Consider the following 14346-nt stretch of genomic DNA (forward strand, 5'->3'; position numbering starts at 1 on the left):
ACTGGTTTTAAGAGTAGTGTATCATCCCAAATCATATAATTAATTGACTGCGATTGTTATAAAACTCACGGTAAGCCATATAACTAGCAATAAACGAAGAAATCGCAGTAACTGAAATCAACATAAACATCACAACAATTTGGTAACGAATCGCTTGAACAGGATCAATTCCCGCAAAAATCAACCCTGACATCATACCTGGTAGGCTGACAAGTCCAACCGTTTTTGTTCGGTCAATTGAAGGAGCCATGCCCGTTTTGACGCTTTCTCTTACAATACTCATGGACGCTTGTTTTTTATTGGCTCCCAATGCCAATTTTTCCAATACCTGTTGGCGTTGGTCCGTAAATTTTGAATTCAAAGACCGATAGGTCACTCCAATCGCAGTCATGGCGCTGCTGGCAATCATGCCTGTAATTGGAACGATTTGGGAAGGGGACCAGTCAATGACTCCTGAAAAAACAAGAATGAGTAAGGACAAGGCTGTTCCTACTCCAATAGCCGTCGTTGAAATTTTAAAAGAGCGGTTGATCCCCTCACTGCGTGTATGGGCGTTATAAGAAGCGTTGAACACAATGAACAAAACCATCGCTAAAGTGAGAAAGTTGTTATCCACTCGTAATACGTAGCTCAATACATATCCAATAAGGAATAATTGAACGACAGCGCGAATTCCCGCAATAAAAATGTCGTTTCCTAATCCCAATTTCTCTTTGTAATCAATCAACAAGGCAACTATCAAGAGGACAGAGGATAAAAGCAAAGAAAGATTACTGATTTCCAAATTGTTTGTCATTTCGATTCCTCCATTTTTCCACCTTTGATAGTAATCAGACGAGAAGCTTGGTCGATTTCTTCCTGGTTGTGAGTGACGGCCAACACCGTAGTTTGTTGGTCTTTCATCATGTCTCGGACTAAATCAAGGACAATCGCTCTGTTTTCTTGGTCCAATGAACTGGTAACTTCATCCAGGAGCAACACTTTCGGTTGATACATCAAATTTCGGACCAATGCAACCCGTTGTTTTTCCCCTCCTGATAGTTCCTTGACCTCTTTCGATAAGTAAGTTTCAGGTATTTGAACTCGTTCTAACAATTTTTTTGCACGTTCCCGATCAAATCCTTCTTCTCTTATGCGGGCAGGAAAAGACAAGTTCTCTTGAACTGTCTCATCGAATAGAGAAGCGTTTTGAAAGAAATAAGAGACTTCTTTTCTATACTCCACAGGATCGATTTTTTGCAGATCCGTACCTCGATAATAAATTTTTCCGGAAGTTGGGGAAAGCAGCGTACCAATTAATTTCAAAAGGGTACTTTTTCCACTTCCAGAAGGACCAGAAAAAACAATCACTTCCCCTTTGTTTACTGTAAAAGAGATATCTTGAAGGATTTGGTTTCCGTTTGCCTGAAAACCAACCTTCTCTAATTGAAACAATGAATCACTCATACCACTTCTCTCCTTTATAAAAAAGCCCTGCACCAGTGGACCATCCATACGGGTGCAGGGCTTTTGTTTCATCCTAGTGTACCTCAGTGTTCGTTTGGATCGTTTTTGGCGTCTTCATGAGTAGGGTGAACCGTTCCTTCAAGGTGATCTGGACCAGCATAAATGGTATACAGTCTGAGCGGCTTATCACCGGTGTTTTCGATGTTGTGCCACATGTCCGCCGGAACAAATACGGCGTCATCATCCATCACTTTTTGTTGAACATGTAAGTTATCTTTAGAAGGCCCCATTTTACACATGCCTTCTCCTTCTTCAATACGGATAAATTGGTCAATGCCTTCGTGCACTTCCAAACCGATGTCATCGCCCGGTTGAATGGACATTACGGTGACTTGCAGTTTACTGCCTGTCCAAATGGTCGTCCGGTAATTATCATTTCCTGTGGTGGCGTCTTCAATATTAATGATATACGGCTTCTTCCCATGATCCTTGTAGTCTATTTCCATCTTCCATTCCTCCTAGTCTTTGTACTGAAACAATGATACCTACTTCTTATTTATAATAATTCTAATTAATGGTACCACATCTAAAATTCTATGCAAAAAAATTGGCTTTTTGGAGAGCGATTCTAAACAAAGACCATATAACGCGCAATTACAATTGGTACCCCTTAATCCTCAGCACATAAAGGAAAAAATATGGAATCAAAAAATAACCGATATGTACTCTGGTTATGACTTGAATCAGGGAGAATTTCAGAGACGACACATCATACTTTTTTAGTTTGCACTTGTAAACTAACTAGCGTACATTAAGTTTATGCTCACTATCAAGCGTTGTCAATCCTTTAGACTCTTATCAATTTCGAAAGAAAGTAGCAAGGTTATTGATTGTGACTGTAAAAGTGGGGTGTTCCTATAAGCACATTAAACTATCTTCTCTAATTTATCATGCTATTTAAATTCTGTTTTTTCATGAGAATTTTTGTCCAAAACTTGTTAAAATGATTTTAAAAAATACTTACATACACAATCCCCAAAAGACACTAATGTCATTTCAGTCAAAAAAGATACCGCAGAAAATTTCCACCTGAGATTCAATACGATATTACTCTCTTGACAGCCAGCTTAATTCCTTAGTTGAATAGATCATTAAAGTGCACAAAAAAACAATGCGGCGTTTGTTATATTTTCTGGTATAAGCGACGGTGCTATAAACCTTTTTGCAGATTAAAAATCATATGAATTTAACTCCAGTAATAAGAGTTTAAGTGCCAATGCATGCATGATTCTTTCAATTTCCGTTTTATGATTAGACAGAGCGATTCCTTCATTGCATTGGAAAATGAGTTTGTTTCTCGTAATATGTATGCTCTCATTTTTGGTTGCATAGTATTCTCTCCATTCGTCTTCATACATAAGAACGCCTCCTTTGATCATCCTATATTTAAGTCCTTCGTTATTAATATACGTAAAAAGTTGGTATTTTATTTTTATTTTCTCTCTCGCTGGATTTTATAATGAAGTTAGCCACCTGGCTAACATATAAAAAACGCCATGTGAATTTCATGTTATATTGAAGTTACCACTAACTCTCAATAGACAGGATGAATTCACATGACGCACTCTAACCATACCACATCAGCACGTAAGGGAAAACACTTATCTTATTCAGAGCGGTCTCAAATCGCTATTTTAAAGCAAGAAAACTATTCCAATCGTCGGATTGCTAGTGTTTTAGAACGTGCTCCACAAACAATCAATAATGAGGTGAAGCGCGGAACGGTCACACAACTTAAACGCCAAAAGCAAAAAGGAAAGGTCTATGATTACTATACTGAAGCTTATGACGCTGATGCTGGACAAGCAGCTTATGACAGACATCGTTTAAACTGTGGCCGACGGCCAAAATGGGCGGATATAGATAGTGTCTGCTGATTAACACGTAAATTTTCATCCAAGCAAAATTTCTGCCGGATTTTTCACCAAATGTTGATTTATTTTAGCCAAAAATAGCGCTCATTCTTAAACTACATAAAGGACAAAAAACGTGCCAGTAGGAAGAGCGAATAGATTCGTCACCAATACCGATAAAGCGATACTGCTCATGACAGTCTCTGGCAGTTTCGTCATGATGAGGCCCATGCCGTTGCACCGTTTGGCCAGACTGAAAAAACGTTCGACCTCGATCCGGTCGGCGTTGTCTTGTTGGCTTATTTGCTTATCTTGGGGCTCCTTGGCCGGTCGTCCTAGTTTGGGTCCTGACATTCGAATCCCATGTTCTTTACAATAAGCCCGATTTTTCTTGGTCCGATAGATCTGATCGACGAGGATCCGTTCGGGATAGAAACCCGTTCGTTCTTTGTAATTTTCCACCGCTTCTTCCAGCACAGTACTTTCATTGTAGGCGTCAAAAGAAAGCTTTTCGATCCGGGCAAAGCCGTTTGTATCGAGGCTTACATCAAATTTCGTCCCAAATTCTGTCTTGGCTTTGGCCTTCCCACGGATAATGGGACGCAAGAAAGGCTGGCTCAAACTGATGATCCGATGATCGACCTGATGCGTATGATGATCGAACATATATTGTTGTTGGGCAACCAATTGGGTAATGATCAGATATTTGTTGGTAAATTTAGGCGCCAAGGCATAGCCGTCTTGCATGTAATCCGCTAGATAGCGCAGATCGCGCGCCACATAGCCCAGTTGCTTTCGTACGGTGGCTCGGATTTTTTTCGCTCCGGGACGTTTGGTTTTGGCAAAAGCCAGATATTCTTTGTGGGCCACTCGACGATAGGTCCGTGGCTTTTTTTCAAAGCCGTATTGCTTGTGAAACCAGTCGATCATGCCTTCTAATTGCGTGCGTGCTTCATTCAGTAATGAGGTATCTCGCGGAAAACGTACATTGGAAGGAGCACAGGTCGCATCCAAGATCTCGGTCCCGACATTTTCTTTGGTTTCCACAGGAAGAGGCGCCCCATCGTTGACTTCTTCCAAAGCGGACAAAATCAACGCATTGGCCTCTTGCATAAATGCCACATTCAACCGCTTGCGAAAGCCTACCAGACTCGAAGAATCAAAAGGTTTCTTGGACTGAAAAGCAGGTAAGCCGATGAAAAACTGCAAGTAGGGATTTTCAGTCAACTCTTGCACAAGTTTGGCATCGGAAAGTTGCTTTTTGGCTTGAATGATCAAAGCACCCAATACCATCCGCAGCGGTTTAGCGACGTTGCCGACCTTAGCCGGGAACATTCGGGCATAGGATCGTTCTAAAGTGTGCCAAGGGATCAACTCTGCACGTTGGATCCATTCATTCTTGGAATCTAACGCAAACCCATAGGCTTGATTAAAATCATAGAAGGAAATTTGGCTCATTTCGGTTATTTTATACATAAGGTTACCTCTCCAAGTGCAAAGAAATTTAAGTAAATCATCCATTACCCATGCACTTATTATACCATAAAATAACTAAAATGAGTATTATATCAATAGTTATTAATTAATCAGTAGACACTACATATAATAAACAAATTTTCCATCCTAACATTAAAAGTACGCAAGTTTGAATTTTTCTTATATAAAGTAGCTTAACTTTTACTTTGTAACACTTCATCAGCTAATTCATCAATTTTCGGATCTTGCAAGTAATTAGTTAATGTTATAATTGTGGTATTTGGATACTTCCTTTTCGTTCGGTCTTCTAAATCCTTATGAACAACAATTATATCGCTGTCTTCTGGAACATCTTCAATACGATAATTTTTCACCTCGACATCTTCTACCCCTAATTTTTGTAACTTCCGTTTAAAAGTAGTGGCTCCCATTGCACTAGAGCCCATTCCTGCGTCGCAGGCAAATGATATTTTTTCATATTTCGTTTTGTTTTGTTCAAGATTCATTGACTCTTTTATATTGGAAATATTTTTTCCTTCAGATTTCATCTGCTTAGTTTTTTCAATATTTGTTTCAAGTTCTTCATCATTATCGTCATCTGGAGTTTTATCAGCTTTTAAAATAAACATCGTAACAATAAATGAAACAGCGGCTCCGACAAGTACTCCCAGTATGACACCAAAGAAATTACCCCGAGGAGTTAAAACCAAATAAGCTAATATTGAGCCTGGGCTTGGTCCTGCGACCAACCCTGAATTAAAAATTTGAAACGTAGCAGTACCCGCCATTCCACCAGCTATCATCGAAATAATAGTTAACGGTTTCATTAAAACGTAAGGAAAATACATCTCATGAATCCCACCAAGAAAATGGATGATAATTGCTCCTGGTGCTGTTCGTTTAGCAGTTTTTTTACCAAAGAAAGTAAATGCTAGCAATAATCCTAACCCTGGCCCAGGGTTGGAAGCAACCATAAAGTAAATTGATTTTCCTACTTCTAAAGTTTGTTGCATTCCTAATGGATAATAAATCCCCTGATCAATAACATTATTTAAAAATAAAACTTTTGCTGGTTCGTTAATTAACGATAGTAATGGAAGGAAACCAGTAGCAACCAAGGCCTCTACAGCATTTGTTACTAAAGTGTTTAATCCTTCAATAATCGGACCAACTATTGTGTAAGAAAGTACCATTAATAAAAAACCAATAATACCAATCGAAAAATTATTAACCACCATTTCAAAACCAGCGGGAATTCTATTTTCTAAAAGTTTATCTGTCTTTTTCATCAACCAACCGCCTAAAGGACCAATAATCATAGCCCCTAGAAACATCGGAATATCTGCTCCAATGATTATACCAATAGTACCAATGGCACCCAAGACTGCTCCTCGGTCGCCCCCAATCATACGCCCACCAGTGTAAGCTAGAAGCAAAGGTAATAAATAAGTAATTGTGGGATCAACAAGCTCGTTTAAAGTCTCATTAGGAAGCCAACCAGTAGGTATAAATAGAGCAGTTGCAATCCCCCACGCGATAAACGCACCAATGTTAGGCATCACCATATTTGATAAAAAACCACCGAAAGCTTGAACTTTCGCTCTTATAGATGTTTTTTCAGTCTTTTTTTCACTCATTCGTTTTCCTCCTATATATCAGAAAATACGTTTAATACTTCTTCTTCTGAATTTGCTTTCTTTAATGCCTCAACTTTTTTTGTATCAGTCAATGCTTCTCCTAAGTCTGCCAATAATTCTAGATGGCCGTCATTTGTTTCTGCTGACAATACAAAAAATAAATAAACCGGTTCCTCGTTAGGAAATAATACTGGTTGTGCTAATTTCATAAAACTAATCCCTGTTTCAATCGCACCGTATTCATGACGAGCATGTGGCATTGCGACCTCTGGGAGAATAATAATATAGTTCCCATTTTTATTCACATTATCAATCATTGCATCGATATATCTATGCTCAATAATATCTTTTTCTAACAATGGTTGTGCTGCTATTTTTATAGCTTCTTCCCAATTAGCAGCTTCTTTTTTCAATTGTATATTGCCCTTTAAAACGTCTTGTAACATAAGCTACCTCCTATAAAAAAATACTTTTGCTATTATTTTTTAAATCATGATATAACGCAGCAATTTCTTGAACAAGCGATTCAGGAACTTTAGACACTCTTCTTATCGTTTCTGCAATACCATTATTTTTAATGGTTTGTTGCAGTTCTCTAGCTTCTGGATCATCCTCATTTGTGTAAAGATACGCCGCCGCTATCACACGTTTCCCAGCGTCATTTTCTAAGCCTAAATCTTCAAGTTCCATCACCGGAGCCACTAATCGATCATAACGATCCAATTTTCTAATTGGAGAACGTCCTACCCTATGAACATCGTCTGAAACAGCAGGATTCCCATGTCTGTTTATTGTATTTGTGATAAATTGGTCTAGTTCAGTTTCTTTCATATCATATTTAGCTAAAAAGTAATGCTTATTTTGCTTCATAAATCTTTCTACTAATATACGACAATTTGATTGCTGAATGGTTTCTTGAATAGTTTCTAAACCCAACAATGCTCCTAAATAAGCAAAAGCTGCATGTTCTGCATTTACAATAAAAAGCTTTCTCTCAATGAAAGGTTTCATTTCATTAACTAACTTTACGTTTTTTAATTGGTATTTACTATTGGGATTCAAGGCGTTTTTGTCTATAACCCATTCATAATACGGTTCTACTAACGCCACTTGTCGACCGCTCTCTTCGCTGCTAGATAGTGCTTGTCGATCAATTGCTGTATTAACAAAATAAGCGATCTTATTTATGGATTCCCATTCTTTATTCGTACAAATTTTTTTAATTTCATCTTTTAATAATTCACTAGCATTCACGATATTTTCATTTGCTAAAATATCAACCGGCTCTTTCCTACTACTTCTAATCAACAAGGCTTCTTTTAAAATTGAAGCAATATTTTTTAAGTTAAATGCGCCTACTGAAGTAGTAATTAAATTACACTCAACTAAAACTTTTTCCACTTGCTTTGAATTATAACTATTAATAGCATTAACGTTATCAATCCACAGTTTGGTTTGACTTTCATCTAACAATTTAACTGGGTAACCTTTATCTTTATTAATTTGTTCAATAATTTGTTCGTTGGTATCAACGAACGTGGTATCAAAACCATTATCATGTAATATGTTTCCAATAAAGCCTCGTCCTATATTTCCAGCACCGAAATGTACAGCTTTCATTTTATCACCTACTCCAAATTGGCATGGTATTGCCATAATTCAGCCATATCAATGTCATCTTCCATAATGAACATTAAAGCTATTGTATCCCCTAACAAAAGTAAACTTTGTTCAAATAAACTAGTCATAGGTTGTATCGATTGAACTTCTTCTGCCAAATTTAATTTACTTTGTACAGGTATACGTACAAAAATATCTGTAACTTCTTTCATTGAACTATTTGGATTAGAACCAATATGAGCAACAGTAGCATGAAAACTTTTTGCCTTTTTAGCAATTGACAAAGGGAATAAACTTTCGCCACTTCCAGATCCCACTATTAATAAATCTTCACTCGTAATCGCTGGTTCTGTAATTTCTCCAACGATAACTGTATCAATTCCCAAATGAGCAAGGCGCTTTGCAATGGCTTCTAAAGATAGTAGAACTCTTCCAACACCTACAAAGAAAACTCGTTTTGCTTGTTTAATTTGATTAGCTAATGTTATAACTTCTTCTTCTGAAACCGAATCCATTGTTTTAGAAATTTCAGAAATGATTTCTTTTTCTGTTTTAAAGTATTCCATTTTCTCCTCCTATAAATTTCCATTATTTACTGCTTCTAGTATTAATCGTTTATTTTCTGCTAGAGTATTTTCTTTATTGAATAAACTAGTACTACCCAATACTAAATTCTCAGCTCCTGCACTAACTAAGCTAGTAATTTTATCAGTAGATACTCTTCCATCAACCTGAATAGCTGTTGTTAGTTCTTTCTTTTGTACTATTTGTTTTAACTCCATAATTTTCTTTCTTGCATAAGGCACCTGTTTTTCATTTTTATTTGTCGCAAAACCTGGATTAATTAACATTAAACATATCATGTCTAACTCTTCTATAATGGAATCTAACACCGTCAGCGAAGTAGCCGGATTTAATGCTATCGAAACTTTAGTTCCCGCTTCTTTAATTAACCTTACATAACGATCAATATGCAAACTTGTTTCATAGTGAAAAGTTATATTTTGTACGCCTATTTTCAACATTTCATTAATAAAAAATTCATTATTCATCGTCATCATATGAATATCAAAATTCATGTCCGTTAGTTCTCTTATCCTCTTAATCGTTTCAATTCCAATCGGCATACTTGGACTAAAAGCTCCATCAATCACATCAATATGTAATGTATCTAGGCCTTCTTTTTCCAACTCCTTAATGCTTGTTTCCAAATTAGCTAAATCCGCACACATAATCGATGGTGATAATACAATTTCTCTCATTTTGCTCCTCCTTTATCTTCTTTAAATGAATTGTAAACGCATTTATGCGCGTTTGTCAACAAATAATTGCATTTATTTTGCTTTTTAATGCGTTTATATGCATGTTTATTTTTAATTATACGTTTTTTTTAACACAAATTGCCAAAAACCAGCATTTATGCGAAAATACAGTGAGGTGATACTATGCTAAAAGAGGAACGTAAACAAAAGATTTTAGAATTATTAGATAGAGAGCAAAAAGTCATTGCAAGCGATTTAAGTACTCGCTTTGATGTTTCTGAAGATACTATTAGACGAGATTTAAAAGAATTGGACGACCAAAGCCTACTACAACGTGTACACAGTGGAGCGCTTCGTGTTGGCCCCCCAGTAACTGATTTTAGTTTTAGAGAAAAGGTGTTAAATGAAAAAAAAGACCTTTTAGCAGAGAAAGCTATTTCTTTTCTAAAAGAGGATACAGTAATTATCATTGATGGTAGTACAACAAATTTAGCTTTTGTAAAAAGAATACCCAAAGACTTTCGCGCAACAATTATTACAAATAGTCCGCCTTTAGCAGTTGCACTTTCTCAACATCGAAACATTGAAGTCATTAGTTTAGGTGGAATACTATATAAACGTTCTATGATTAACTTGGGTGTAGGAACTTATAAAGAGCTGGATAGTATGCGTGCTGACCTTTATATTATGGGTATTTATAATATCGATGTTGAAGCAGGAACGAGTGTCCCGACTAAACAAGAGGCAGAAATCAAAAGTAAAATGATATCTGTATCTACAGAAGTTCTTTCAATGATTACGAATGATAAGTTTGGAACTATCAGTAAACAAATTGTTGGACCAATCGATGATATAAGTTTTTTAATTTCTGAAAATGTCCCTGATAAGATAAAAAAAGAATATGGCAAAAGTAAATTAATTTTAATCGATTAATTCGACAAAAAAGTACATTAGGTTACCTTTTCTTTAAACAATATAAAGACTTGACTACCTAATGTATTTTGCTGATTTTAATTATTTTTACTTCAAAGTTTTAGAAACTAATAGTATAGCAAACAAACTTATTAATTGCTCCGATTTAGTTAAAAAACGCATAATATATATAACGCTAATTTCAACTAAAAACGCAAGCTTATCTCCTAGAAATAAACTTGCGTTTAATTAAAGTTCCAGTTAACTACTTAATCTTCTATCCTTTTCACAGAATCTCGAACCACAATCTCTGGCTCATATACAATAGACTCTCCTTTTTCTCCTTCCATCAGTTTTACCAGTAAATTCGCAGCATCTAATCCCATCTGTTCTTTTGCATGAGTCATCGTTGTAATGCTCGGACTTATATACTTACTAATCTCATAATCATCAAAACCAGTAATTGAGACATCTTCTGGAATCGACAAACCCATTGACTTAATCATATTAATTACTGAGATAGCCAGTTGATCATTGTAGCAAACGATCGCTGTAGGCGGGTTTACCGAACTAAGGTGCTCTTTTATTCTATTTAAAACTTTCTTTGAATTATCATTTGACTGATACATAAGGATATTATTTTCAAAATCAATACTTGCATGTTCTTGATAAGCTTGAATATAACCTAACATACGGCCGGTACCTTGATGGTCATCGACTTGAAAAACCCCTAAAATACGCTTATGCCCTTGGCTCATTAAATAACTTGTTAATTTCCTAACGCCGCTTTTATCGTTTGTAGTTATAGAATAGCTATCTACATTAGGATACTTGGCATTGATAAATACTGCTGGAATCTTAAACTTTTTCATCTGTTCGTATAGATCAATATTAGGAGATTCTAAATTACTTTGTGTTGGTTCTATAATTAATCCAGAAACATTATTATCCAACAAAGTTATAAGCTCTCTTCGTTCACGCTCTGGGTCATTATGCGTATTAGCGAGTAAAAGAGTATGCCTTTTCTCAGAAATAACTTGATCAATACCATTAATAATCCGAGGAAAAATATAATCTCCTATGTAAGTAGTAATTACACCGATTATCGGACTTTTCTTTGTTTGGCGTTGATTAGAACTTTTCCAATTATTAACGAACATTCCTGAACCTTGTATACGATAAACAAAATTTTTATTTTCTAAATCGCCGATCGCTCTTCTCACAGTTGAACGTCCAGCATCGTATTCTTTCATTAATTCTGACTCAGTTGGTAATTTTTCTTCAACCTCAAATTGGCCCGTCAGTATTTTTTCTTTGATATCTTCTTCAATCATTTGATGTCTTGATTGCATTATTGTCACCTCTTTTTATTTTTACGTAAATGTAAAAATAATTTACTCTATCTAATCATAGCATACTTTTATTGCTTTATTAGATAAAAACTTATTAATAATCCCTTTAATAAATATATTCCTTGGAAGGTATTCAATATGCTTCATAACATCACTAAGTTCCTAAATTATAGAGCTATAGAAAACTGATAAACCGTCTTATAAGTATTTTCTTCATCCTTTTTTAACATAGGAGCTTCAAAGTTTGGTTCATTAATCGCATTCGGAAAGAATTGAGTTTCTAAACATACTCCACTTTGTCTAGAATAAATGGTCTTTTCTTTTCCTTGGACATTTTCTAAAAAATTACTCGTATAAAACTGTATCCCTGGAAGGTTAGTGAATACATCCATTAAGATACCGCTTTGGTCTCCTTCCAGATGGGCCGCTACGTCTGTTGTCTGTTCAATAACAAAATTGTGGTCATAACCTTGACCAAACTTCAATTGTGGATACTTTTCCTGAATATCTAAGCCAATCCTTTTTTTATTTTTAAAATCCAGCGGCGTTCCTTCAACCGGTACTATTTTTCCAGTAGGTATAGAATGTTCATCTTTGATTGGTGTATACCTTGACGCGTTAAGTTGTAATTTATGGTTTAATATATTCCCGCTTTGATGTCCATTTAAGTTAAAGTAACTATGATTCGTAGGGTTAAAAATAGTATCCGTATTAGATATTCCACTATAGGTAATCTTTATCCCAATCTCTTGTAGTTGATAAGTCACATCTAAGTGAAGTTCCCCAGGATAACCTTGGTCTTTATCAGGACTTATAAGAGAAAAAGTAATCGAATTATTTTTTTCATCTATTTTTTTCACCGCCCAAACTCTCAATTCATAGCCATTGGGTCCACTGTGTAAATTGTTCTCACCATCGTTCTTTGCCAATCTGTAAATTTTATCATGTAATCTGAATCTAGCATTTTCAACGCGATTTGCGTTACGTCCGATAGTCGCTCCAAAATGGGTGTCTCCATTATTTTCATAATCAGTAACTGTATCATAACCCAAAACGACATCTCTTAAATTTCCATCTTTATCTGGTATCCAAAGATTCGTTAGAACTGCACCAATATTACTGACAGTCATTTTCATTTTCTGTTCATTTTCAAAAGTGTATAAAAATACTTCTTGTCCTTTTGTATTCTTACCGAAATTTTCTTTTCTCATTTATTTGGTCCTTTCATAATATATAATCTTAAATAAACTTCTAAAAAATATAAGCTATCAATCATTAAGGTCTTGTTTTTCTTATAAAAAAGATTGAACGTTAAAAGTTACCGTCCAATCTTATATAACTCTCTATAAAAATCTATTTGTTAAGCCCTTTTGCTTCTATTTCTTCTAAGCTGCTTCCGCGAGTTTCAGGAACGCGCGTTTTTACAAACAGAGCTCCAAAAAGACAAATGATACCAAAAATAACAAATACAGTTTCTTGTGCAAAAGCAGCTGTCATGATTGGGAATAATAATCCAACTCCCCACGAACCAATCCAATTAAGAGAAGAAGCTAAGCCTGAAGCACGGCCTCGTATAGCTAATGGGAAAATTTCTCCAACTAAGACCCAGGTTAGCGGTGCCCATGTTGCTGAGTAAAAGGCAACATAAATACATAAAAAGATGACAACTAACATAGAATTAGTATTAGGCGCAATCCATTTAATCACTGCAGGAAAAATGAAAGAAAGCCCCATTACAGAGCCCCCAACTATCAATAGACTCCTACGATTAATTTTTTCTGCAATCCACATATAAACTAAAGAACCTACTACTAAAATTATGCCTTGAATAACAGACCAAAAAAGTTGGCCAGTAGCCGCTTTACCCGTTGCATCTTCTACAATTAGCGGGATATAGTAAAAAATTGCGTTTGCTCCTTGGAATTGTTGAAAAGCAGCTACTCCCACACCAGCTATGACTAGATACCTATATTTACTAGAAAATAAATTACTTAAGCTGGTCTTTTTCTCTGCTTTTATTTCTTGAGTAGCTGTTTTTGAAATACTTTCAACTTCTGCTTCAATTTCATCCTCTTTACGTACATAACTTAGAACTTTATATGCATCTTCTTTTTTATTATTTTTTATCAAAAATCGCGGAGATTCCGGCAATCTTAAAACACCAATAAATAAAATAATCGCTGGAATAGCGGCAAACGCTAACATTAGACGCCAAGCTAAGTGCTCAGGCAGACCTCTTAACATATAATCCACGATGTAAGAAATGAGCATTCCTGATGAAATCATTGTTTGATTTAAACCAGAAAGGCGTCCTCTTAAATGCGGAGGAGCCAATTCAGAAATATATGCTGGTACTAATGCAGAAGCTGCTCCAACTGCTAACCCTAGCAGTACACGCATAATAATTAAAAAATAGCTCCCTTGGTGGGGAGATACACCAGATAATACGGAAAAAACAGCAAAGATAACAGCCGAAATAAGAATCATTTTTCGACGACCTAATTTATCAGCAAGCTGTCCAGCCAAAGCTCCGCCAAAAATAGCTCCGAACATAACGGCTGACGTTATCCAGCCGATGATTGTCGCATCTGTCAGTCCCCAGTCATTTTGTAAGAATGGTAATGCACCAGTCATAACGCCAATATCATAACCAAATAAAATGCCTCCAAAAGCGCCAAAGAAATAGATAAAACCACTGGAAATTTTCTTTGTACCCGCCAAAATAATT

At 35.9% G+C, this 14346-nt stretch carries 14 protein-coding genes and 1 pseudogene; 2 read left to right on the forward strand and 13 right to left on the reverse strand.

What is annotated here, in order from left to right:
* Nucleotides 1–31: 31 nt before the first annotated feature.
* The 4 genes from C7K42_RS06250 to C7K42_RS06270 form a co-directional block, all read right to left on the reverse strand.
* Complete coding sequence (locus C7K42_RS06250; RefSeq protein ID WP_094243855.1) at nt 32–796, reverse strand: ABC transporter permease; 765 nt, start codon at nt 794–796, stop codon at nt 32–34.
* Nucleotides 793–1446 (reverse strand): ABC transporter ATP-binding protein, encoded by a 654-nt coding sequence (locus C7K42_RS06255; RefSeq protein ID WP_002307505.1) that lies wholly within the window; start codon nt 1444–1446, stop codon nt 793–795. Before C7K42_RS06255 ends, C7K42_RS06250 begins: the two co-directional genes overlap by 4 nt.
* 83 nt (nt 1447–1529) lie before the next feature.
* The gene (locus C7K42_RS06260) at nt 1530–1952 is read right to left on the reverse strand and encodes a cupin domain-containing protein (protein ID WP_103099562.1); all 423 of its coding nucleotides are present in this window, start codon (nt 1950–1952) and stop codon (nt 1530–1532) included.
* Nucleotides 1953–2675: 723 nt separating this feature from the next.
* Nucleotides 2676–2864: a hypothetical protein gene (locus tag C7K42_RS06270; RefSeq protein ID WP_068710172.1), complete on the reverse strand. Its 189-nt coding sequence runs from the start codon at nt 2862–2864 to the stop codon at nt 2676–2678.
* Between the two features lie 198 nt (nt 2865–3062).
* On the opposite strand from C7K42_RS06270, the pseudogene C7K42_RS13485 reads away from it, so the two are divergent.
* A pseudogene (locus C7K42_RS13485) lies at nt 3063–3374 on the forward strand (helix-turn-helix domain-containing protein); the annotation flags it as partial.
* Nucleotides 3375–3470: 96 nt separating this feature from the next.
* Here the strand turns inward: C7K42_RS13485 and C7K42_RS06280 are convergent.
* From C7K42_RS06280 to C7K42_RS06305, 6 genes are all read right to left on the reverse strand, one after another.
* Complete coding sequence (locus tag C7K42_RS06280) at nt 3471–4835, reverse strand: IS5 family transposase (RefSeq protein ID WP_157727968.1); 1365 nt, start codon at nt 4833–4835, stop codon at nt 3471–3473.
* 194 nt (nt 4836–5029) lie between these two features.
* Nucleotides 5030–6472, reverse strand: coding sequence for a PTS mannitol transporter subunit IIBC (locus C7K42_RS06285; protein WP_094243856.1), 1443 nt, complete (start codon nt 6470–6472; stop codon nt 5030–5032).
* An 11-nt stretch (nt 6473–6483) separates the two neighbouring features.
* Nucleotides 6484–6918, reverse strand: a complete 435-nt coding sequence (locus C7K42_RS06290; protein ID WP_094243857.1) for a PTS sugar transporter subunit IIA — start codon at nt 6916–6918, stop codon at nt 6484–6486.
* Nucleotides 6919–6928: 10 nt separating this feature from the next.
* On the reverse strand, nt 6929–8092 hold the full coding sequence (locus tag C7K42_RS06295; protein ID WP_094243858.1) for a mannitol-1-phosphate 5-dehydrogenase: 1164 nt from the start codon (nt 8090–8092) through the stop codon (nt 6929–6931).
* A gap of 8 nt (nt 8093–8100) precedes the next feature.
* Nucleotides 8101–8658 (reverse strand): 6-phospho-3-hexuloisomerase, encoded by a 558-nt coding sequence (gene hxlB / locus C7K42_RS06300; protein WP_094243859.1) that lies wholly within the window; start codon nt 8656–8658, stop codon nt 8101–8103.
* 9 nt (nt 8659–8667) lie between these two features.
* The gene (locus tag C7K42_RS06305) at nt 8668–9354 is read right to left on the reverse strand and encodes a ribulose-phosphate 3-epimerase (RefSeq protein WP_094243860.1); all 687 of its coding nucleotides are present in this window, start codon (nt 9352–9354) and stop codon (nt 8668–8670) included.
* Between the two features lie 183 nt (nt 9355–9537).
* Here C7K42_RS06305 and C7K42_RS06310 point away from each other — a divergent pair, with 183 nt between their 5' ends.
* A complete protein-coding gene (locus C7K42_RS06310; RefSeq protein WP_094243861.1) occupies nt 9538–10287 on the forward strand; it encodes a DeoR/GlpR family DNA-binding transcription regulator in 750 nt (249 codons plus the stop codon).
* A 248-nt stretch (nt 10288–10535) separates the two neighbouring features.
* Here the strand turns inward: C7K42_RS06310 and C7K42_RS06315 are convergent, their stop codons facing one another.
* From C7K42_RS06315 to C7K42_RS06325, 3 genes are all read right to left on the reverse strand, one after another.
* A complete protein-coding gene (locus C7K42_RS06315; RefSeq protein WP_094243862.1) occupies nt 10536–11618 on the reverse strand; it encodes a GntR family transcriptional regulator in 1083 nt (360 codons plus the stop codon).
* Between the two features lie 167 nt (nt 11619–11785).
* Nucleotides 11786–12829 carry an aldose epimerase family protein gene (locus C7K42_RS06320; protein ID WP_094243863.1) on the reverse strand — a complete coding sequence of 348 codons (1044 nt, stop codon included), beginning with the start codon at nt 12827–12829 and terminating at the stop codon, nt 11786–11788.
* Between the two features lie 142 nt (nt 12830–12971).
* Nucleotides 12972–14339, reverse strand: a complete 1368-nt coding sequence (locus C7K42_RS06325; RefSeq protein WP_094243864.1) for a sugar porter family MFS transporter — start codon at nt 14337–14339, stop codon at nt 12972–12974.
* Nucleotides 14340–14346 lie beyond the last annotated feature (7 nt).

Source organism: Tetragenococcus halophilus subsp. halophilus DSM 20339 (genome assembly GCF_003841405.1).
Taxonomy (GTDB): Bacteria; Bacillota; Bacilli; order Lactobacillales; family Enterococcaceae; genus Tetragenococcus; species Tetragenococcus halophilus.